The sequence below is a fragment of the Desulfopila sp. IMCC35008 genome (genome assembly GCF_010646885.2).
Classification (GTDB): Bacteria; Desulfobacterota; Desulfobulbia; order Desulfobulbales; family Desulfocapsaceae; genus Desulfopila.
Genome location: NZ_CP050700.1, coordinates 1,462,843 through 1,484,889, shown reverse-complemented (window position 1 = coordinate 1,484,889; position 22,047 = coordinate 1,462,843). Strand labels below are relative to the sequence as shown.

Annotated in this window: 17 protein-coding genes and 1 riboswitch; of the genes, 6 read left to right on the top strand and 11 right to left on the bottom strand. The window is 45.9% G+C overall.

Features of this window, described 5'->3' with window-relative positions:
- Positions 1 to 265: 265 nt before the first annotated feature.
- Positions 266 to 340, bottom strand: a riboswitch (cyclic di-GMP riboswitch).
- An 883-nt stretch (positions 341 to 1,223) separates the two neighbouring features.
- A complete protein-coding gene (locus GA520_RS06670) occupies positions 1,224 to 3,644 on the top strand; it encodes a PAS domain-containing sensor histidine kinase (protein ID WP_163338978.1) in 2,421 nt (806 codons plus the stop codon).
- Positions 3,645 to 4,068: 424 nt separating this feature from the next.
- Here the strand turns inward: GA520_RS06670 and GA520_RS06665 are convergent, their stop codons facing one another.
- A complete protein-coding gene (locus GA520_RS06665; RefSeq protein ID WP_163338979.1) occupies positions 4,069 to 4,248 on the bottom strand; it encodes a hypothetical protein in 180 nt (59 codons plus the stop codon).
- Between the two features lie 233 nt (positions 4,249 to 4,481).
- Here GA520_RS06665 and GA520_RS06660 point away from each other — a divergent pair, with 233 nt between their 5' ends.
- The 3 genes from GA520_RS06660 to GA520_RS06650 all read left to right on the top strand — a co-directional run bounded on the left by GA520_RS06660 (position 4,482) and on the right by GA520_RS06650 (position 8,215).
- Positions 4,482 to 5,600: a GGDEF domain-containing protein gene (locus tag GA520_RS06660; protein WP_163338980.1), complete on the top strand. Its 1,119-nt coding sequence runs from the start codon at positions 4,482 to 4,484 to the stop codon at positions 5,598 to 5,600.
- Positions 5,601 to 5,617: 17 nt separating this feature from the next.
- On the top strand, positions 5,618 to 6,013 hold the full coding sequence (locus GA520_RS06655) for a bacteriohemerythrin (protein WP_163338981.1): 396 nt from the start codon (positions 5,618 to 5,620) through the stop codon (positions 6,011 to 6,013).
- An 846-nt stretch (positions 6,014 to 6,859) separates the two neighbouring features.
- Positions 6,860 to 8,215, top strand: a complete 1,356-nt coding sequence (locus tag GA520_RS06650; RefSeq protein WP_163338982.1) for a sodium:proton antiporter — start codon at positions 6,860 to 6,862, stop codon at positions 8,213 to 8,215.
- 212 nt (positions 8,216 to 8,427) lie between these two features.
- Here the strand turns inward: GA520_RS06650 and GA520_RS06645 are convergent, their stop codons facing one another.
- The 9 genes from GA520_RS06645 to GA520_RS06605 all read right to left on the bottom strand — a co-directional run bounded on the left by GA520_RS06645 (position 8,428) and on the right by GA520_RS06605 (position 17,733).
- Positions 8,428 to 8,844: a tyrosine-type recombinase/integrase gene (locus GA520_RS06645; RefSeq protein WP_370362749.1), complete on the bottom strand. Its 417-nt coding sequence runs from the start codon at positions 8,842 to 8,844 to the stop codon at positions 8,428 to 8,430.
- 940 nt (positions 8,845 to 9,784) lie between these two features.
- On the bottom strand, positions 9,785 to 10,507 hold the full coding sequence (locus tag GA520_RS06640) for a sulfite exporter TauE/SafE family protein (protein ID WP_163338984.1): 723 nt from the start codon (positions 10,505 to 10,507) through the stop codon (positions 9,785 to 9,787).
- 145 nt (positions 10,508 to 10,652) lie between these two features.
- Complete coding sequence (gene ttdB, locus GA520_RS06635; RefSeq protein WP_163338985.1) at positions 10,653 to 11,258, bottom strand: L(+)-tartrate dehydratase subunit beta; 606 nt, start codon at positions 11,256 to 11,258, stop codon at positions 10,653 to 10,655.
- The gene (ttdA, locus tag GA520_RS06630) at positions 11,255 to 12,154 is read right to left on the bottom strand and encodes a L(+)-tartrate dehydratase subunit alpha (protein ID WP_163338986.1); all 900 of its coding nucleotides are present in this window, start codon (positions 12,152 to 12,154) and stop codon (positions 11,255 to 11,257) included. The genes ttdB and ttdA overlap by 4 nt, the downstream gene beginning before the upstream one ends.
- Positions 12,155 to 12,204: 50 nt before the next feature.
- Positions 12,205 to 13,368, bottom strand: a complete 1,164-nt coding sequence (locus tag GA520_RS06625) for a mandelate racemase/muconate lactonizing enzyme family protein (RefSeq protein ID WP_163338987.1) — start codon at positions 13,366 to 13,368, stop codon at positions 12,205 to 12,207.
- 168 nt (positions 13,369 to 13,536) lie between these two features.
- Entirely contained in the window at positions 13,537 to 13,992 is a 456-nt protein-coding gene (locus tag GA520_RS06620; protein WP_163338988.1) for a tripartite tricarboxylate transporter TctB family protein, read from the bottom strand.
- A complete protein-coding gene (locus GA520_RS06615) occupies positions 13,989 to 15,503 on the bottom strand; it encodes a tripartite tricarboxylate transporter permease (RefSeq protein ID WP_163338989.1) in 1,515 nt (504 codons plus the stop codon). The genes GA520_RS06620 and GA520_RS06615 overlap by 4 nt, the downstream gene beginning before the upstream one ends.
- 126 nt (positions 15,504 to 15,629) lie before the next feature.
- A complete protein-coding gene (locus tag GA520_RS06610) occupies positions 15,630 to 16,583 on the bottom strand; it encodes a tripartite tricarboxylate transporter substrate binding protein (RefSeq protein ID WP_163338990.1) in 954 nt (317 codons plus the stop codon).
- Between the two features lie 67 nt (positions 16,584 to 16,650).
- A complete protein-coding gene (locus GA520_RS06605; protein ID WP_163338991.1) occupies positions 16,651 to 17,733 on the bottom strand; it encodes a tartrate dehydrogenase in 1,083 nt (360 codons plus the stop codon).
- A gap of 305 nt (positions 17,734 to 18,038) precedes the next feature.
- Between GA520_RS06605 and GA520_RS06600 the strand changes: the two genes are divergently transcribed.
- On the top strand, positions 18,039 to 19,799 hold the full coding sequence (locus tag GA520_RS06600) for a sigma-54-dependent Fis family transcriptional regulator (RefSeq protein WP_163338992.1): 1,761 nt from the start codon (positions 18,039 to 18,041) through the stop codon (positions 19,797 to 19,799).
- 415 nt (positions 19,800 to 20,214) lie between these two features.
- A complete protein-coding gene (locus GA520_RS06595; RefSeq protein WP_163338993.1) occupies positions 20,215 to 20,370 on the top strand; it encodes a hypothetical protein in 156 nt (51 codons plus the stop codon).
- Between the two features lie 116 nt (positions 20,371 to 20,486).
- Here GA520_RS06595 and GA520_RS06590 read toward each other — a convergent pair whose 3' ends face one another.
- On the bottom strand, positions 20,487 to 20,927 hold the full coding sequence (locus GA520_RS06590) for a CBS domain-containing protein (protein ID WP_163338994.1): 441 nt from the start codon (positions 20,925 to 20,927) through the stop codon (positions 20,487 to 20,489).
- Positions 20,928 to 22,047 lie beyond the last annotated feature (1,120 nt).

Sequence of the window (22,047 nt, the reverse complement as noted above, 5' to 3'; positions counted from 1 at the left end):
CGTATCAAAAAACAATATCATAAAGGGCTGTCCTATATGAGCGGGCGAATCTGAACAGTACCCTAAAGCCTCTAACTCGCTGGCTGAGACAATTATGCCAACGATGGGGAATTTAGTCGAGGAAAGTGTGTTGGTAGTTGTGGCTTTTTTTCCCACGTCCTTAGGTGAGTGTTTCTTCTTTGTGATCATCAAAAGCCCTCTTGTAAATGGCAGTGGAATTGAGGTCAAAATGACAAAAGCCGAGCGCCTTTGTTGGTCTAAAAACAATGGCAACCCGGCTTTCTTTAACAGACCCGTGGTTTTCCGACCCTGATTCTCAACAGGTTTGGCTTTCTCAAAAAATTTTAACAGTAGTAAAAGCTCAACAACAGTTTCGACACCATGTATGAAAGCAGCCACTACTTTCTAATAAAATATCACAGAAAGCACTGGTTGGGAAACTTATATTCAGGCTGATAGTCATTGGTCAAGAAGAAGGTATACAGATAAAGAGATATTAACTGTTGTTCTCACACCAGAATGTATGACATAGAATTTGAGTTGCTTCCTGGTCACGGAATATCAGGCTTAATATTGGCAAAACGAATGTAACCAATGTTGCTCCATACTAAAACTAAAGGTGTTTCCTGTCCTCCTTGGTAATAATCCCTTGAACTGAATCTCACCGCTGGAAATCAGCCGAGGACAGGCCTTTTAGCATGTGGATTTAACTTTACCAGCAATTGCTGCAGAACATTAACCTGTCCCTTCAACTTCTACCTTCCTGCTCACTTTCAAGGGATAGAGGAGGGTACTTCCTCCTCTATTCTTTTTTCTTGCTCATACGGCGATACTGACAGCCAAAGCGCCTTACCACTTGGTTTCGTGTTGGACGCATAACTTTAAACCGAACAATACCGCAGGAAACAGAGCTTTACTTTGTTGAAGAGCCAAGGGGGAGACCTACCTGGCTGCCTGGGTCCTGACAGTAAGAAGGTCAAATCGTTTGCTGCATTTGTAAACGAGTATTGCCAAGATACATCTCTTAGTGATGGATTGTAGACCTGCTTACCTGAATGTGCTCGACAAATGGACAGCCCCACACACATGGCTACCACACTGTAGGATATCATTAAGAAATACAATCATTTCTACTGGTGTTATCCCCATAAAACAGTTGATTGTGATACAATATTTTCGATGTAGGAGTATCTCGTATCAGAAAAATCTTATGAGGGGATATCATGCCCAGGCCTACGTATGAAGAATTAGAACAAAAAATTCATGAACTTGAGGGTCAGAAAAAGACTTCATCTCAAAAAGATGTCAGAACTAGCAGGCAAGCAGATTATGTTTTGGCTGAAAGCGAAGAAAAATACAAAACTCTTTTTGAGAACATGGTCCAGGGGGTATTTTACCAGCGTTCCGATGGCGAATTGATCGATTGCAATTCAGCGGCACTTGAGATGTTCGGGCTGAGTAGAGATCAATTTATGGGTAAGACGTCCATGGCTCCAGAGTGGCATGTAATTGCCGAAGATGGATCAGACCTGCCAGGCAACCAGCACCCTTCAATGGTTGCACTGACATCTGGTAAACCCGTCTATGATTTTTTAGCGGCTGTCTACAACCCTAAAAAGAATGATTACGTTTGGCTAAATATCAATGCTATTCCCCTATTCAAAAATGGGGAAGCGAATCCTTATCAAGTTTTTGTTACTTTACATGATGTTACGAGGTTAAAACTATCAGAGGCGGCACTCGCTGAAAGTGAGAAGCGATTCCGAACCCTGACAAGTCTCTCCCCTGGTGGAATTTACCAGACGGATCGGGATGGTAACTGTGTGTACGCCAATGACGCGTGGCTGTTGATGGCTGGGATGACTTTCGACGAGGCTAAAGTAGAGGGATGGATCAAGGGGATCTACTCTGAAGATCATGATCGTATCAAGCAAGGATGGTACGATATGGTCAAGACTAAGGGTAAGTGGAAAGATGAGTACCGATTTATCAATAAGGAGGGGAAGATCACGTGGGTGTTAGGTTTAGCAACCCCAATGTATGATGAAGATAACACCATTACTGGATATCTGGGATTAAATATTGATATTACCGAACGTAAACAAGCTGAAGAAGATTTAGAAATAAGTAAAAATAAAATCAAGGAGGCCTACAGGTTTATGCAATTAGTCGTAGAGACTATCCCTGTGCGTCTTTTTTGGAAAGATCTAGATTCACATTTCCTGGGGTGTAATCAATTGTTTGCCCAGGATGCCGGAGTCAGTAGTTCAGAGGAGTTGATTGGTGGTGATGATTATGCATTAGGGTGGAAAGATCAAGCAGAGCAGTACAGGAAAGATGATCTTGAAGTAATGACATCAGGAAAACCGAAACTAAATTATGAGGAATCTCAGACAACACCTGAAGGTCGTAAAATTACACTATTGACCTCTAAAGTACCGATACGAGATGAAAACGACGTAGTCATTGGCATATTGGGAACATATGACGACATTACCCAGCGGAAGCGTATGGAAAATGAGATTCTCAGAACTCAGAAGCTTGAGTCATTGGGTCGTCTTGCGGGTGGAATCGCTCATGACTTAAATAATAGTCTGATGGGCATCATGGGTAACATTTCCCTGGCCAAAATGGGTTGTTCCCCCACAGGCGAAATATACGAGCGATTAACGAATGCTGAAACAGCGTGCATGACGGCTAAAGATTTATCGAAGCAATTTCTAATTTTCTCAAAGGGTGGGGATCCTGTAAGAGTACCGACCTTAACCGCTAAATTAATCAAGGCCAATTGCCAATTAGCTTTAAGTGGCACAAAATCAATCTGCAAAACCAATATTTCTGATGATCTTTGGAATATTTATGCTGACGCAGGTCAAATAGGTCAGGTTGTAACCAACCTTCTTATTAATGCCAACGAGGCTATGCCGGATGGAGGCGTGATAACGTTGAACTGCGAAAATGTTATTATCGGAACTAATCATGAATTACCTCTGAAAAGTGGCAATTATGTCAAAATATCTATAATTGATCAAGGATTTGGAATTAATGAAGATAATATTGATCTTGTCTTTGACCCCTATTTTTCTACAAAGAAATCTGGCACTGGTCTCGGATTAGCCGCAGCTTACTCCATAATCAAAAAGCATGAGGGATACATAGGCGTAGAATCAACTTCGGAGACAGGTACAGTTTTTTCCATTTTTATTCCAGCTTCGAGATCTTCGGTCACAACAACAGAAGAGAAAGAACCGTCAATAATCAAAGGCAAGGGCCGGGTTCTCGTTATGGATGATAATGAAATAGTCCTCGACGCTATCGGTATGATGTTGGAGCATCTCGGATATGATGTGGACTTCGCTGAAGACGGAGAAAAAGCATTTAATTCATATGAGAAGGCAATGCAGTCTGAATCGCCTTATGACATGGTACTTATGGATCTGATGGTTCCCGGCGGTATGGGAGGGGAAGAAGCCACACAAAAATTATTATCCCTTGATCCCGAGGCAAAAGTGGTCGTTACCAGTGGCTATAGTAATGATCCGATCATGGCTAATCATAAAAGATACGGCTTTTGCGGTGTTATCAAAAAACCATATCGTCTAGACGAATTGAGCCGGTTCATGAATCAGTTTTTTAATGATTAAGTTATACAATGATTGGCCTTGGTGTATCCTAACCAGAGAAAATTCCAGAACATCAAGGGCTGTAGGTTGCCCGAACTAATCATTACAGAAAGGGCAATTACTTTAAGTTGACCTTGTTCCTGTCTCCTTCAAACTGCCTCATCCTGGCGTAACTCCACTGACCAGACAGGCATCCCCCCATCTTCACAGGAATAGTAATAACCAACGTGAAAGGTACGAAATTAACACCTTGGATTTGGCAATATTAAGCCCATAGCTCAGGTGCTGAAATTACCTAACCATGAATGAGTTAGGTATTCCCTCTTGCTACTGAGGAAAAAAGATTCATGGAAAAGATATAATTTCAAATTCTTGAAATGTTGGTTGGAATTTGAAAACAACACGATTTCGGATGCAATAGAAATGTAATGTTCACGAAAATATTTCAATCTTCTTCAGGATAATATTTTCCCAGGTAGGCCTCGCAGATGCCATGGCTAAACTGGGCATCAGAATGCTTACTAATAAATGCTTCCAACTGGTTCCAATATCCCTTGTCATCACGAATCTGTTTGCAATGCATGCAGATGGGAACTATGCCGCTTAACACTTTAATTTTATGCATTGCCTGTTCGAGCTCAAAGATATAGCTCGTGTTTTTCCGCCCTGCCCTAACCCGCCTTGTTTGTCGATTCCACTTTTCTCAGACCGTAAACTCAAAATATTGACTGTAGCGATAGGTCATTTGTTTTTTGAGAGGTGTCATTGACTTGACAAATTTCCTCCGCTAGGCTAGCAAACTAGAGATAGTTTGCGGCCATCAATTAATTTTGCCATATCTGTGTATCCGGAGAAACAATGGAATCTTTTAAATGGGGAACCAACTTTGAGACGGGGATACAGGAGGTTGATGACCAACATCGTAAACTTGTAGAACTGATCAACAGCCTCGGGGCCCAGCTGGCTGAAAATGATATGGCTGACCGTCACGTTGAAGCCCTTCTTCAGGAGCTTTTCAATTACACTCAGTATCACTTTCAAGAAGAAGAACGCTTAATGGTCCATTATGGACTGGACAGTAGACACTGCACTCAGCATCTCAGCGCACATAAAAGCTTTATAGATGACGTAACATATATGAGCCAGCAGCCGAAGAAAGGTGATGGCGACGATGGTAAATCACTTCTTGAATTTCTTATTCACTGGCTGGCCTATCACATCCTCGGTTGTGACAAGAATATGGCCAGACAGATCGCTGCAATCAATGATGGGACCTCACCAAGTGATGTTTATTTGGCCGAGGAGAAGAACGTCAGCGAATCGACTGGACCTCTCCTTGCTGCCCTGAATGGACTTTTCCAGCAGGTATCAAGACGCAACAAAGAGTTATCTCTGCTTAACCAAAACCTCGAGACTATTGTTGAAGAGCGTACCAGTGAATTGGTCCAGGCCAACGCCGACCTGGAGATTCTAGCCTTGACTGATGTCTTGACAGAGCTGCCCAACAGACGCCACGCTCTGCTACAGTTGAATCATCTGTGGGCGGAAGCCAGACAGCTGAGCAACCACCTTGCCTGTATGATAATTGATGCCGACGGTTTCAAAATCATTAACGACTCGTTTGGCCATGATGCAGGAGATGTTGTGTTAAAGAGGCTGGCACTGGAGTTACGGCATTCAGTTCGGAACGATGATATTGTCTGCAGAATGGGTGGAGATGAATTTCTCATAATTTGTCCGAATACTCCCCTTGAAGGCGCTCTGCATATTGCAGAACTGACCAGGGTGAATATTGCCAGACTCAGGGTTCCGGCCGGTGAAGGTTTCTGGTCAGGCAGTATAAGCGTTGGAGTAGCGGCAAACGGCAATGGCATCAGTTCAATCGACGATCTTTTGAAAGCTGCCGATGATGGGGTATACATGGCAAAAAATGATGGCAGGAACTGCGTCAGAACGAGGCAAACAACAAAGCACTAAACAAGGATGGAACAATAATGAGCATCATACAGTGGCGGGAATCCTATAACACCGGCGTTGAACAGTTTGATCGTGAACACCATAAAATCGTTGAGCTGATAGATGTGTTGTACACCTGCGTCCGGGACAAGCGTGAAGGCAGTAAAATTACAGAGGCGATAGCTGCATTGGTAGAGTATACCGGGTATCACTTTGACAACGAGGAGCAGGCGATGGCTCAGGCTGACTATCCCGACCTGGAAGCCCATCAGGACGAGCATCGACGGCTCAAGGAGCAGGCCCTGGAATTCCAGGCGATAGGTGAAAATATTGAGCGGGAAAAAGTCACGGAATTCTATCAGTTTCTACGGGGATGGCTTGTAGATCATATTGTCGAATGCGACAAAAAGTATGGTGAATTTCTCGCGAAGTAGTAACCGATTTTTTTATTTGAAATTAACACCGTGCATATAATGCACCAGAGACACCGATTTGATCTAGCCCTAGACATAACATCCTGGTTTACTCCTGACATCCCTTAGGGGTGATTCTATGTATTCACATTTTTAAACTGATTCTTAAGTGAGGCTGGTTGAATAAAGTGAACACCATAGATTTCAGGCAATCTCATCTTATAGATCACATGGCAATGTTAAAAAGCAGTTCGTACATAGGGTTTTTACCTTCTTCCTGTGATGTTAAGCCTACTAATGTCCTAGGGAATGTGCAGAAATGGAGCAACCTGTAGGTTTAGCTTACCAAAGAATCTATTTTATCACAGCCCCTTTCATCATTCATGCTTTCTACTGTTGCCGATAACGGGCGAGGAGCAATCCACGTCCATTTACGAGACAATTATCCATAAAGCGTTTCAATCCACCTGGCAAGTCTCGTGCCCGAGTGGGCACGATCAATGTGGAGCTATTTTAGTATTGGAAAATCTGGGAGATAGAGAGTACGTAAGAGGGAAACACATACTTTCCTGGCGAACAAGAAGGGTTGCAAGCAACAGAAACGTTACATTTATTCCTGATACATGTTACATAGTGTTTGTCAGGGAGGAAAAGAGAAGGCCGCCGGAAAATCCAAAAAAAGCATTGATCTGAACACGACCGCTACCGTAACAACGAAGTTCCCCAAGACACTCAATCCGAATAATCTCGTAATCCAGGAGCCAATGCAAAAACCGGACATTCACGCAGAGATTCAAATTTTTCACACATACAAACGATTTACATCCAAGAAGCAATCAGGGTCTATACAGGCGCTGAGCATCGATCATGAATAGTACGGGATGGTTTTTACTGGTAGGAGCTCTGATGCTTGTCATGGGTTTGACGATGCCGCTAATCAAGCGCTTACCGGTCACCTCGGCCATAGTTTATCTGGCGGTGGGGCTGCTGGTAGGTCCGACAGGTTTCGGCCTCTTTCATTTCAACCCTCTTAAGCAGTCTGCCCTACTCGAAGTGTTAACTGAAGTGGTAGTGCTAATCTCCCTGTTTTCCGCAGGGGTAAAGATGCCGGTGCCGCTCACTTTCTGGCGCTGGCGGAGGCCGGTTTTTCTGGCCTTCTTCTCCATGGCTGTCACGGTCGCATTGGTTGCAGGCTTTGGTTATTACCTCCTGGGCTTATCGCTGGGTGCGGCAGTGCTGCTCGGAGCTATCATTGCGCCAACTGATCCAGTGCTGGCAACCGAGGTGCAGATACGTCATGCAGATGACCATGATCGTCTCCGGTTTATCCTGACAAGCGAAGCGGGAATGAACGACGGCAGCGCCTTTCCCTTTGTTATGCTGGGTCTGGGTCTGCTCGGACTGCATGACTTAGGTGATTTCGGACAACGATGGATCGTGGTAGACGTGTTGTGGGCGACTGCTGCGGGTATCACTATCGGCGTCGTTACTGGTTGGGCGCTAGCCCATTTAGCGACACGCCTGCGAGGCAATCGCCAAAATCCGGATTTACTGAATGACTTTTTGGGTTTGGGGTTGATTGGGGCGGTGTACGGCCTAAGCCTGTGGCTCAACGCCTGGGGCTTTCTCGCCGTATTCTTTGCCGCCGTGGCTTTACGCCACACCGAGCTCAAACTTGGCGGGACCGCCTCGGAAATTCCGCTGCAGCCTCAGTCTGCTGAGCCGCCGGAAGGTCTTTCACAACAGCAAGTCAGTGTAGCCTCTCTGGTTTTCAAAGAGCATCTTGAGAGGTTGTCGGAACTCGTTTTGATCCTGCTCATCGGTGGCATGCTCTTTGTCAATTCGTGGAGTTGGCGTGCCGTAGGTCTTGCTCTCTTCATATTCACCGTTGCACGCCCTCTAAGCGTAATGATAGGCCTGATCGGCACCCGCACAACGTGGCGTATTCGCGGTTTGGTCGGCTGGTTCGGAGTACGCGGTATCGGTTCGTTCTATTACCTGATGTATGCCATCCAGCATGGATTGCAAGAAGAACTGGCTATAGAATTGATCCACCTGACACTGATTGTGGTGACGCTTTCCATACTGGTGCATGGGATCAGTGTTAAGCCTACCATGCACAAATTTTGGCGACGCCCCTCAGGTCTACGAAAACACCTCCTAAGAAGAGATGTAAAAGCAACAGAAACAGCACCGCCCGAACACCAGGCGAACAAGTGCTGATCCGCGATCTTCAGGTCCGGCAAATCGAGTTGGAGAGGCAGAATGCCGCACTCCACGCTGCCCAAAAACAGCTTAAAATATCATTAGGAAGAAGAAATGGAGCAACTGCAAAACAGAGATAACCAAAGATTATCATTGATCCTTTCAGTATTCATGCTTTCAACGGTTGCCAATAACGGGCGAGGAGCAATCCACGCCCGTTAACGGGAAAGTTAGCCATAAAGCGTTTCAATCCACCTGATTGCTTCAGTGTCATTTACCTTCCCAAGATACCGTTGAGTTGTTGAGAGATCCGCGTGTCGCAGGATGACTTTTCTGACGATTTCTATTGGTGTACCAGATCTGGAGGCATAGGTGGCTGCATGACGCCGGAGATCATGAGGCCGCAATGCTATGTTGACCATGTTTCCAGCTTTTTTCACCATCGACCAAGCAGCAACATAGGAAATTGGAAAAATCCGTTCTCTGCTATCGATATTCTTGGATTTAACATAGCTGGTTAACCTTACCATTATTTTTCGTGGGACATAAACAGTCTCCCCGATGCGGCCACTTTTAGGACTCTGAATAGATAGGCTACGTTCCTGAATATCAGCTGGTGTTAAGCTGAGGACTTCGCCTACTCGCATACCACCTCTAGCCATTAATTCCAGCATGAGCCGATTTCGTGCATTCGTAGTTCTTAAGATTATTTCATCTACAGTTTCTTTGTCGACGATATTCCACTGTGTTGCTTGTGGTCGCCTAAAAACTTTTTTGATAATAGTAGTATTGCAGGGATTTGACAGAGCAGAATAGCCAGTATTGATAGTAAAATTGTAGAAAGATGCCAGAACGGAGTAACGGTTTCGTTTTGTCGACTGCTTGTTGTTCTTCGTCAAAGAGAGCAAAAAGTTGAGAACCTCTTCCTGTGATATACTCGCTAGATCACGTATGCCGAACCTCATTGTAAATCGATGCAGGACAAACTCATATGTCTTGATGGTATTTTTTTTTCGAATTTGCCCGGTGATACCGAAGATGAAAATCGACTGCTTGGGAAACTTTCATTGTACACCTCCTGTGGTTGATGGTTTCTGGCGTAAGTGCCATGATTGAATTATACCTCAAGACAAGATCGGGCGACGAGAGAGGTCGACTAGCTCATGGAGAAGCTCTAATTTCAGACTGCGTTCTTATTGTTGGGCTTCTGAAGAATCGCAATTTTCTAGATAGGAAGTTAGTGTAAACTTTTAGATTTGCTGAAATGGTTAACATTGCCATTTTGTATACGTAACAACCTTGTTTCTTCTTTTATTGTTGGGATTTGGTAATAGCAGAAATGCGTATATACAGTAGGCACGTTAAACAGGGAGCAGACCGGTAAATGGGGAGACTATAGCTGGCAATATCAACTTAAATCTGATGCTGAGTGTTCGAAAAATGGGACCACCTCCCGTCCAAGCTCTATGCCGACATCACACCCATCGAACCATAAAATATGTTGGGCCTTTTACAGCGTTGCACCTGCAGATGTAATGGTTCCAGCATCTAAGGAATTGTTGATACCGACAGCTCAAAGGGGTCAAATCAGGACAAGACATACTGCCCAACCAGGATGACAGACATCCCCACAAGGAGATACCGTAGCCAGCGCTTATAAAGAGCCTCATTAATTCTGTGTCTGAAGGACATCGCTAGCGGTGACACAATGACAGAGAGAATTACCAGTAGGAGAGAGATTTTCAACACCTCAACAGTAAAAAAACCTGCCTGGAAAAACACAAGCCCCTGGGTAAGCTTGCCAAACAGGAAACAAAGATTAAAAACCTGGATCGTAACGACTTTTTCCAGTTCCATCTCAAGAGCAAAAATAACGAGGGCGGGCAGCATAACGTTCACCATGCCACCAAGTAAACCTGCGCCCATCCCAAAAACAATCATACCGATTCGAGGATGAGAGTTCACCCAGGAAAAACCAACACCCAGGTGTTCAGCATTAAGATACAAAAGGATTGCCCCTGCTAGCAGTGGCCGGAAAGTTTCTGGGGGAACCAATATCAACAGCCTGGTTCCAAGATAAGAGCCAATGACTCCGTATACGGCCAGCGGCCAGTATTTAGCAATACTTTTCCCCCATCCCCCACCTTGAACAACGTTAACGAGGTTCAAGGTAACTGTTGGAAGCACCAGAATCAGGACGGCAGTTCGTACATCCGTGACCATGGCAAGGAGCGGAGTGGCGATCATCGGAAAACCGATTCCCAATGTACCGTGGACTGCAGCGCCAAACACACATACGACACAAAGCAAAAGTGGCTGCTGAAAGAAAATCATGGTTGCTAACAGTAGATTTTAGCAAAAAAAGGAACTCCGCAAGACATTGAAGAACCAGAAAAATGACACGTGATCTGGTATCAAAAAGCAAAAGCAGCTGGTTGTATCCAAAACATGATAATTATTTTATAAATTTAATATATTTACAGATTTCTTCAACGACAGGGCTTTTTATTCGATTAAACTCCGCCTTGTTTTTATCAAAAAGATTGTTGCCATGGGTGTCGATTGAGATGATGAGCGGACCGAAATTTTTCACCTTGCAGACCCACAATGCCTCGGGCATGCCTAAATCCTTCCATTCCACCTTTTCAATTTTTTCCACTTTACTTGCCGCAAGAACAGCACATCCGCCTGGAAAAACGGCATGGACGGCCTTATATTCAGCGCAGCCTTCCACCGTTTCAGGCCCCATACCGCCTTTTCCGACAATGAGTTTTACTCCGGTCTGATTGATAAATTCTTTTTCATGGACTTCCATGCGCATGCTGGTCGTTGGTCCAATAGAGATCATTTTATAGTCGTTACCATCCTCGGCAACAATCGGTCCCGCATGTAGGATCGCTAAACCTTCAAGATCGACAGGAAGCTGCATCCCCATATCAATGAGCCGCCGGTGGGCCATATCACGGCAGGTTATGAGATAGCCGTCAAGGAAAACAATATCACCGATGGACAACTGTTCTACATCTTCACTTTTCAATGGTGTTTGAAGATTTTTTTTCACAGTGTTACCCCCTTGTGGGAAAGAATTTCATAGCTCATATCCTCACTAATATGAATTGTCCCACGGCGATGTGCCCAGCAACCGACAGAAACAGCCACGCTTATCGTTGACGGGTGACGTGCGGCCTTTTCGATATGAACTCCCATGACGGAGTTGTTGCCTGACAGCCCTTGGGGGCCAATGCCGATTTCGTTGAGCCCTTTTTCAATGAGCAGTTCCATTTTAGCTCCTTTTTCGTCACTGCTGCGTGAGCCAATAGGACGAAAAATTGCTTTTTTCGAGAGGTTTGCGGCGACCTCAATAGAGCCACCGATGCCGATCCCCACAAGCAGTGGAGGACAGGCGTTGACCCCGTAAGAAGTCATGACATCGAAGACGAACTCGGTCACACCTTCATAACCGGCTGCAGGCATCAGTGTCTTGCCTTGACCGGGTAGGCTGCAGCCGCCACCCGCCATATACACTTCCAGGGTAATTCCTGAGTAATTTGGCACAATTTCCCAGTCAATCCAGGGAATGCGATCGCCGGTATTGTTGCCGGTATTCTTTTCCACAAAAATCTCAACCGCGTTGTGTCTAAGCGGTGCCTCACGGGTTGCTCTCTGTACCGCCTCATCAAGAATGGGTCTGATATCAGAGAGGAGAGGAAAGTTGGCACCGGCCTTGATGAAATACTGTATAACGCCGGTATCCTGGCAGCAGGGGCGGTCTAACTCGTCAGCCTTGGCAAGATTTTCAAACATCGAATCATAGACTACTTTGGCAAGCGTGGTGTCTTCCTGAGAGCGGAGCTCACTGAGTTTGTTCATAATATCATCAGGGAGGTGCTTTCCTATATAGTTGGTAAATTTGGCCATGATATCAGTCATGGTTTTTACCGCTTGATCATGTTGCATTACTTACTCCTTACGACCTTTTTTGATATTTTTGCATCTCATCCGCCTTTTCAGGTAAGAGAGCTCATCTCCCTGTAGAGATCCGTTTTTCCCTCAAACCCTATCCCGGGAAGTTCCGGCAGGGAGATATGACCATCAACAACTGCAACCCCATCTGGAAACCCACCGTAGGGCTGAAAGAGATCCGGGTATGATTCATTACCGCCCAGCCCGAGGCCGGCGGCGATATTAAGCGACATCTGGTGACCGCCGTGGGGGATACAGCGCTGCCACGACCAATTATAGCCCTGAAGCATCTCTAAAGTTCTCAGGTATTCGACAAGCCCATAACTTAAAGCACAATCAAACTGCAACCAGTCACGATCAGGCCGCATACCGCCATACCTGATGAGATTGCGAGCATCCTGCATCGAAAAAAGGTTTTCACCCGTCGCCATACTCCCAGCGTAATGGTTAGAAAGCTCCGCTTGGAGTTCAAAGTCGAGTGGATCACCTGCTTCTTCGTACCAGAAAAGGTCATAGTTTGAGAGTGCTCTAGCGTAGGCAATGGCCGTTTGCAGATCAAAGCGACCATTGGCATCCACAGCGAGCTGTTGACCAGGCCCAAGAACTTTTAGAACGTCTTCGATGCGACTAATATCTTCTGCAAGAGATGCCCCCCCTATCTTGAGCTTGACGACGGTATAGCCTCGATCAATATAGCTCCGCATTTCATCCTGGAGTTGGCGGTTATCCTTTCCTGGATAATAGTATCCTCCTGCCGCATACACAAAGACCTTTGGTTGCGCCTGACCAGAGCCATAACGCTCGGCCAGCAGCTGAAACAGGGGCTTTTCTTCTATCTTTGCGACCACATCCCAGATAGCCATATCGATAGTGCCAACAGCGACTGAACGCTCCCCATGCCCTCCGGGTTTTTCGTTTGTCATCATGCAGTCCCAGATACGGTGTGGGTCCAGATTATTCCGATCAGGATCCAACAGTGTTTCGGGGGCGGCCTCAAGCAGTCTTGAGCGAAATCGCTCCCGTATAAGCGCACCCTGCCCATATCGGCCATTCGAATTAAAACCGAAGCCAACCACCGGGTGACCATCACGAAAAACGTCGGTTACCACAGCCACCAGACTGAGCGTCATCTTGGAAAAATCTATGAACGCATTGCGAATCGGCGATGCGATAGGTTTTGTAACTTCACGAATATCGATGATTTTCATATGAAAATAACTGTTAAATCTTAGTGTAATGGACTCTCCGCTGTTTTGGTGCTGACGGCGGAGATCCTTTTTTTGGGTTTATTTACCGCAAAAATTTATCACACCTCTTCAACTTGCCTGTCGAACCGACAAGCGGCACTATTTTATTGATAGGAATCTTTCAAACAACTAGAAAAACATCCCTGTCGGCAATGGCACGTATAGTATCTTGGTGAAGATGAGATAAAAAAAAGTCACCTCAACAATCACGACGGGAATCCAGACCATAAATTTTTTTACAGTAAGCTGCGTTCTTGCCCTTGCCAGGTAACCAACAATGATGGTCATAAAAATCACGGTGCTGACAAAAAATCCCAGAACAGGCATACAGAATACCCAGCCGAAAAACAGGATGCCGGTCACGATCCATCTGGCGTTGGAACCAACACTGAAGATCTGGCTCCGGGTAGGCTTGACAAATCCCAGAACAATCAGAGCCGCGGAAATGAGAAACAGAATGTAGACTACCGTTTTGGGGAAGACGATACTCATCCAGGAAATGTCTTCCAGGCCGAAGAAAAAAACAGACGTCAGGAGCAAGCCGATAATGCCGCTGATAAGTTCAGTATTGACTTCCCTGTTCATTGAGCATCTCCTTTCTTGCTGGCCATTTTTCTCTTTAAATTTGAGACATAAGGCCATATAACTGAAAAGAGAATCATGCCGATGAGAATGTGCGACAGCCCGTTTTCAAAAAGTTTGAGGACAGGATACCGGAATGCCTGCCCGCTAAGTATCGTCTGGACATAGCCCATTTCAGCAATCGTCCCCAGGATGAGTCCCAGAACAATAGGCGCTGGGGCGATCCCCAGCTGCTTAAATAAGAAGCCGAGAGTACCGAGAATCAGCATTATAATGACATCGGTGTGACTGTTGCGTACCGCATAGGTCCCGAGCATAGTCGCCATGGCTATAGTGGGCACAAGAAAATACACAGGGGTCTTAAAGATAACTTTATAGATCAGCCTGCCACCAAGAAGGCCAACCGGAATCATTGCGATGGCAGCCAGTCCCATGGAAATGATAAAGCCATAGGTGAGGTGACCGCTGGTTGTGAAGAGCTCAATCCCCGGCCTCAAACCATGCATCATCATCACGCCAAGGATGACAGCATCGGGCGGTGCACCCGGTATTCCAAGTGTCAGCAAGGGCACCATGCTGCCTGCAACCGTGACGTTGTTACTCGACTCCGTTGCCACCAGGCCTTCGGTCAGTCCTGTACCGAATTTCTCCGGGTGCTTGGAGGCTCTCTTCGCCTCGTTATAGGCGACAAGATTGGCGACATTGCCTCCTGCACCAGGAATAATTGCAACTATTTCACCAATAATACAAGATCGTATGAGATTGCCTGGTTGGGAGAAAACGGTCTTCGTAGCACTCCAGAACGAGCTCCGTTTTTTAGCGTTCACTTCCACGGCTGTAAGTGCCGTTTTTCCTTTGGCGGCCATACTGTACAGCTCTGGAAGGACAAATAGGCCGATCAATGCAACAATCATTGCTACCCCGCCCTGAAGTACTGGCATTCCGGCGGTAAAACGGGTCTCACCGCCGATTGGGGCAACACCAATGGTACCGATAATCATACCAAGCGCACCACCCAACATGCCTTTTACACTGGAGCCTTCTGAAAGACTCGCAATAAGCGTCAAACCAAGGATAGCAACCCAGAAGTACTCTGCAGGTCCAAAGCGAAGAGAGAGTTTGGCTAGAGGAGGAGAAAGAAGGAGGAGAAACAGACTGCCTGCTATACCACCAACAGCTGAGGCCACTGTCGCAATGCTCAAAGCTTCAAGAGCTCTTCCCTGCTTGGCCATCGGGTAGCCTTCAAAAGCTGTGGCAATCGATGATGGTGTCCCCGGTGTATTGACAAGGATCGCAGCAAAGGAACCGCCGTAAATTGCTCCCATATAAACCGCCCCCAGTGCCACCAGGCCATGCAACGGGGGCAGAGTGAAGGTGAAGGGTAGCAGTACGGCCAATGCCATGGTGGCGGTAAGACCCGGCATCGCACCAACAAAGAGACCGGCGGAAACACCGACAAAAATGGAGAGGAGAATCACCGGATCCAGCAGCATCAGGAATGTCTCAAGAAGCATGACAGTATTTTTCCTTTCAAAGTAGCGATCTATTAAGGTTTGCTTACGATTGGAGCGATCTTGTCAATTTTGCCAGACCGCCCCAATGGCAGCACAACCCTCCACGGTTATGACGAGATTTGATATTTATTTCTTCTTGATATCGGCCAACACATCACCGTAGGCAGCGCGCATTGTGTCAATCAGTTTCACGGCATCATCACCGGTTGAATACTTCATGACAAAACCTAGGTCCACCTGCTTCTTGCTGATTTGCTTGTTCGCCTCGGTAAAGGCTTTAGCGAGTTTGTCAACAACGGGTTGAGGGGTTCCAAGAGGCGCCGCTACGCCGCGGAATGCCCCGCCAACGATGTCATAACCAAGCTCTTTAAAAGTGGGGACGTCAGGCATTGCTGGCACACGCTCTTCTGCGGCAACGGCCAGGGTCCTGAACTTGTCCTTGTAATTCACACTTACTGGGGTATAAGTCATTGCAGCCTTGATATGACCTCCCATCAAGGCGGGGATAACCGGGCCAGTTCCGGTGTATGGAACGTAGGTCAGATCAATACCTGCAGTCTTCATGAGTCTCAAGGTCTCAAGATGATTTGCACTATAGGTACCACTGCCACCCACAGTACCTACAAAGGGTTTCTTCTTGGCAAACTCGATGAAATCCTCCAAGGTCTTGAACTCACTATCCTTGCTTACTACCAGGGCATTGGGGGTGAAATGGAACCACATTATGACTTTGAAGCCATCGGTCTTGTATCCGGCATCCCTACGAATTAGGGGCTGACCAATGATATGCGGGATATTGCAGCCAATGATGCTGTAGCCGTCAGGCGTTGCAGTGCGCTGAAAATCACTCCATCCGACTGCTCCACCGCCACCTGGCTTATGGGTGACATTGACCGCCACACCGAGGTTTTTTTCCAGTTCTGGTTCCTGAAGTCTTGCGGTTATATCCGATTCACCGCCAGGGTTAAAAGGAATCGTGTATGTAATAGGCTTTTCGGGGAATTCTGCAAGTGCGATGGCTGGAACCATCAGGACGGCACAAAGAACTGCTAGAATCGAACACTTTGTTGTAAATTTCATTGTTCCTCCTTCCATTTGTTGGATTTGTAGTAAACAACTTGGCCTTTCTATCAAGCAGACGTAGGTGTCAGCCCACGTTACCTGCTAACAAACGAATTCGAGTGCAAACTGCTTCGGTAACCTCCCGGGTGTTGGCCCGACCGCCAACATCAGCAGTGGTCACACCCGCTTCAAGTACCTCGCGCAGGGCCTGCATGACCAATTCTCCTTCATCTGCGAACCCGAGATGCTCGAGCATCATGGCGCCGCACCATATCTGCCCCATCGGGTTAGCGATCCCTTTGCCTGCTATGTCGGGAGCAGAACCGTGTACCGGTTCAAACATCGAAGGATATTCCTTGGCCGGATTAAGATTGGCAGACGGGGCAATTCCAATACTACCTGCTATTGCGGGACCGAGATCGGTGAGGATGTCACCAAACAGGTTACTTCCGACAACAACATCAAAATCCTGAGGATGTGTTACGAATCGGGCACAGAGTGCATCGATATGAAACTGATTACGTTCAATAGTCGGGTAGGTTTTGCCGACTTCCTCAAAAATCTCGTCCCAGAACGGCATAGTAAAATTAATGCCGTTGGACTTCGTTGCAGAACTCACCTTCTGCCGCCCGGTTTTTAGCGCAAGCTCAAAAGCGTAGCGTATTACCCTCTCCACAGCGTAGCGGGTAAAAACCGTATTCTGAACGACGACCTCCCTTTCTGTTCCCTCATAGAGGCGTCCTCCCATGTTCGAATATTCCCCCTCATTGTTTTCACGGACGACGAGAAAATCTATATCTTCCGACTTTTTGTCAGCCAGAGGTGTTCGAATACCAGGCATGAGTTTAACAGGACGAAGATTGATATATTGCTGAAAGGTTCGTCGGATCGGCAGTAAAAGTCCCCAGAGTGAGACATGATCGGGGACGCCTGGGAAACCTACGGCACCAAGATATATTGCGTCGCACGGACGCAGTATATCCAGACCGTCTTCAGGCATCATGCGGTTGTGCTGGAGGTAGTACTCACAACTCCAGTCAATATCGAGGTACTCAAAACGGAGCCCGCCGTGCGCCTCACATACGGTTTCCAAAACCTGACGGCCTGCTGGAACCGTTTCTTTTCCGATACCATCACCTGGGATGGACGCGATCTGAAATATCTTCATTTTGCAACCTCATAAAAGTAGTTCATTCATGTGAACTGTTGCTAACTGCAATGAAATCCCTCTCTTCCTTTTCTATGCCATATCCATGCCAATAAAAAAAACGATGTAATTATGGACCTATAGCCATTTCACATTGAGAAAATTTTACTTTTGTTGCATAATTGTTTCAATTCTTTTCAATCGTGTTTCAAAAGGGGCCAATTATGTCTATGATCGCCTGTATCCTCCCAGATCCCTCCTTAGTTGAGCAAGCCCATCAAACTTTTCAACATGGGCATAACGATATTCAGATCGAGGTAGGATTAATGGAGGACGGTGTTAAGCAGGCTGCAAAACTTGCAGAAGAAGGGTTCGAGGTTTTTATCAGCCGTGGCCGAACCGCACAGCTCATTAATAACGGTAATCCAGAATGGTCAGTCGTTGAAATTCCATTTACCGTCCTCGATGTATTCCAGACGATTAAGCGATCCAACTTGTATGGTAAAAACATTGGGGTTATCGCATTTGCCCCGATGATAGCCGGGCTTGACTACTTCAGTATGGTAATGGACACGTCCATTCGATTCTACCCCCTAAATAATGAAGACGAAATAGAGTCTGTTGTACTTCAGGCTGTTGCAGATGATATTGACATGATCGTTGGGGGTGCAGTCATCTGCACTGTTGCTAACCGACACAACGTCCCTTTTTCCGTCATTGAAAGCAGCCCGGAGAGCATTCGTCAGGCTGCCCAGGAAGCAAAAAACATTGCGCTTGCTAAGCAAAAGGAAAAGACCAAAGGAAATCTTTTTCGCGTCGTACTCGATTACGCATATGACGGTATCATTTCTGTTGATGCAAAGGGCCAAATAACAATCTTCAACCCTGTAGCTGAGAGGATCACTAAAATTGCAGCTGCAAAGGCTGTAGGACGTAATATTCAGGAGATTCTCCCCAACTTTGAATTTAACCAGGTATTGTCCACCCAGAAAGAAGACCTGGCACAGCTGCTGATAATCAACAACGAACAAGTTGTCTGCAACAAGGTACCACTACGTGTTAACAATGAAGTCGTAGGTGTCGTCATTAACTTCCAGAATGTGACCAAGTTCCAACAGATGGAGGCCAAGTTAAGGAGGCGTCTTTTTTCATCCGGACACGTGGCTAGCATGCGCTTTAACGATATTATCGGTACCAGCCGGCAGATACAAAACTCCATCTCACTGGCAAGGGATTTTGCCAAGACAGACTCCGCTATTCTCATTCTTGGAGAAACTGGAACTGGTAAAGAGGTCTTCGCCCAGAGTATTCATAATGGCAGCAATCGAAACAAGGGACCATTTGTTGCCCTCAACTGTGCGGCGCTGCCGGAGCAGATCCTTGAGAGTGAGCTTTTCGGGTACGTTGGAGGCGCTTTTACGGGAGCCAGCCAAAAGGGCAAGGCAGGGCTGTTTGAGGTCGCCCATGGTGGCACCCTCTTCCTCGATGAAATCGGTGAAATGACCTCAGTAACCCAGGGAAAACTGCTGCGAGTGCTACAGGAAAAGCAGGTTATGCGCGTTGGAAGTGACCGTGTGACTCCAATAGATGTTAGAATCATTTCAGCAACCAACAGGCCACTGAAACAACTCGTCAATGAGAAAAAGTTTCGGGCTGACCTCTACTACCGACTTGATGTCTTGCAGCTACGGCTTTACCCTCTCCGGGACCGCAACGAAGATGTAATTGCTTTAGCCCAGTTTTTTCTCAAAAAGCACGCGACCAATATGAAGCGGAGGCTCAAATTTTCTTCCAATGCTCTGAAAGAGCTGACCCACCATAACTGGCCGGGGAATATCAGGGAACTGCAAAATGTAGTGGAAAGAATTCTAGCAACGCTGAAGGGATCAAAAATAGATACAGCAATTGTAAAGATGCACCTTGAAGAACAGCTTGACGGTGAAATCAAACTGCAACTTAAAAATGCTGAAATGGAAGATATCCGCCGCGCTCTGTTACTCAGCAGGGGAAAACATGCCGAGGCAGCTAAAATCCTGGGTATTAGTCGCGTAACTCTATGGCGTCGTTTAAAAAAAATGAAAATCTGAGTACCTAAAATTCGCAAAAAAAATATCGATGGCTATTGCAAAAAAACCTTACTGTGTTTTTGCAGATTTCATTATTTTCACTGTATGTTACAGGCAAACATGTGCCTATTTCAATGGAAATGGTCAAAAATAGAGCGACAACAGGAATGTCAGATTGAGGAATTATCAAAATATTCAATTCTTCGACATAGGTATCTTTAAGCGGTACTCATTAAGCCGGAATAGTTTGTTACGATTTACTTGAAATTCTGGTAATGTTGCCCCCTTCTTCAGGCGTTGGCTCTACAAAGTGCTTTGTAACTGCCTCGAACATTTCGACAGTATCAGTTGATGCTCTTTCTGGTTGTTCAACACGCCGTTTTTCGATCTGTTTAAGACAGACTGCACTAGGTTGCATCAAGGATATATTAACCTTTTGGAAGCATTTGAAGCATTTGAAGCATTTGAAGCATTTGAAGCATTTGAAGCATTTGAAGCATTTGAAGCATTTGAAGCATTTGAAGCATTTGAAGCATTTGAAGCATTAAAGAAAAACGAAAACCTTCGTTTACAATTAAGTAAAGGACTGTAAGTTGTAAAAACAGAAAGCACCGCTCAGTAACTAGCGGCGCTTGATGTATGCAGACTGGGAAAAGGTGTCGAAAGGAGGAGGTTAAGACACAAGAGCCTGCTGGTAGATGTAGTTTATCAACCTGGATACTTATCTGCGATATAGTCTTTGAGGTATTTGTTTTCCACGTGAACTTCTTTGAACTGGCTCTTGACCACGTCACCGATGGAGACCAGACCCTTTACCTCTTTGCCAGCTAGAACCGGAATATGGCGAACACGGTTTTCAGTCATAATGGCTTGGACGTAAGCAATATCGTCGTCTTCACTGCAGACAATGAGATCCGTTGTCATAATCTCTTCAACCGTCATTTCTTTTATATTATCGTAGTTATTGATAACGGCGTTGAGAACGTCCCGAGCTGCGATTATACCAAGAATAGTATCATCTTTATCTACTACGAGCTGGGAACCAATCCGATTGGCGGAGAAAATTTTCATTGCATCAAATACATTTGCGGACTGTTCAATAGTGACGACTCGGCTCCCTTTGCTAGCCAAAATATCTTTTACTTTCATAAAATAGCCTCCCAAAAAATTTAACCAGCAGTTGTATAAACCTGAAGCCAGTTGTTGGCAAATTCGTATCAGTTAAAAAAAAATTATTTGCAACAAACAACTACGGGGTAGAGAGAGCAATCGCAAAGACGAAAAACACGAGAACAAAGATGTCGGCGGTTGCAAGCGGTATCCCCTGGACTTCGAATTTATCTTATACCTCATTGAAATACACTGTAACTATTAGTCGCAGGTAATACAACATTGACAGTATACTGCTGACTGATCTGGTAAGAAAATCACAGATACTTTCTTAAGAATTATTTTTAATCCTTCAGGAGGTTATCTTGCGACAATAAGGTGGAAGATATCGAAAGACAAGCGTGCTCCCGCACAACGCTTTGTTGATTGTTTGTCCTCACGGGCTCACTTGCGAGGCGCACTCTGCTCGCAAATTTGTGTCTGCCAAGTGTCTATTTGTTCTTTAGCCAGTCTATTTCCCGCTCCCTCCAATCAGGATCCCTGACCTTGACAAATTCTTCTAGGACGACCGGATCAGGCCTCATACTCGGCGCCGTTAGGTAGCGCATTCGCGTTTGCAAGCAACTTGCTTAGGCTGCGAATCTCACCTCTACGTTCCTCTATGGTGCTCTTCATGTCCGTCAGCTCTGGGACGATAGTATCCTGTCTAGCCTACAGAGCGCTTTGTTGCTCGAGGACTTCCTCCTTTGCTGCCTTGATGCGGTCCTCCATTGTTGTTGCCGCCTTCCACACGATTGTGGCGGCACCAACGAACACTGCTGAGGCAATGAGTTGGAATGAGATACTTTATGGATAAGTGTACTGCATTGAGCGAGTAAGTTTCTCGCCCGTTTAGAGCAACAGGAAGAAGGGAATTTTGAAGATTTTTTCTCAACCAAAGATTGGCGTATATCACTTCCTACACCATGTAAGCAAAGGTGCCTCCCGGATGATCCGGAATCTCAAATAAACTCCAGACAGATCTTCTGGTATCGCCACAGCAGGCGTGGCATACAGTCTCTAGGTAGATTCACTTCATCCTGTTTTGCTCCAGTCTTCGAGGTGTCGCAGGGTATCCTTCTCCATAAAAATGCTTATCGTTTTTAACATGTAAATGTAA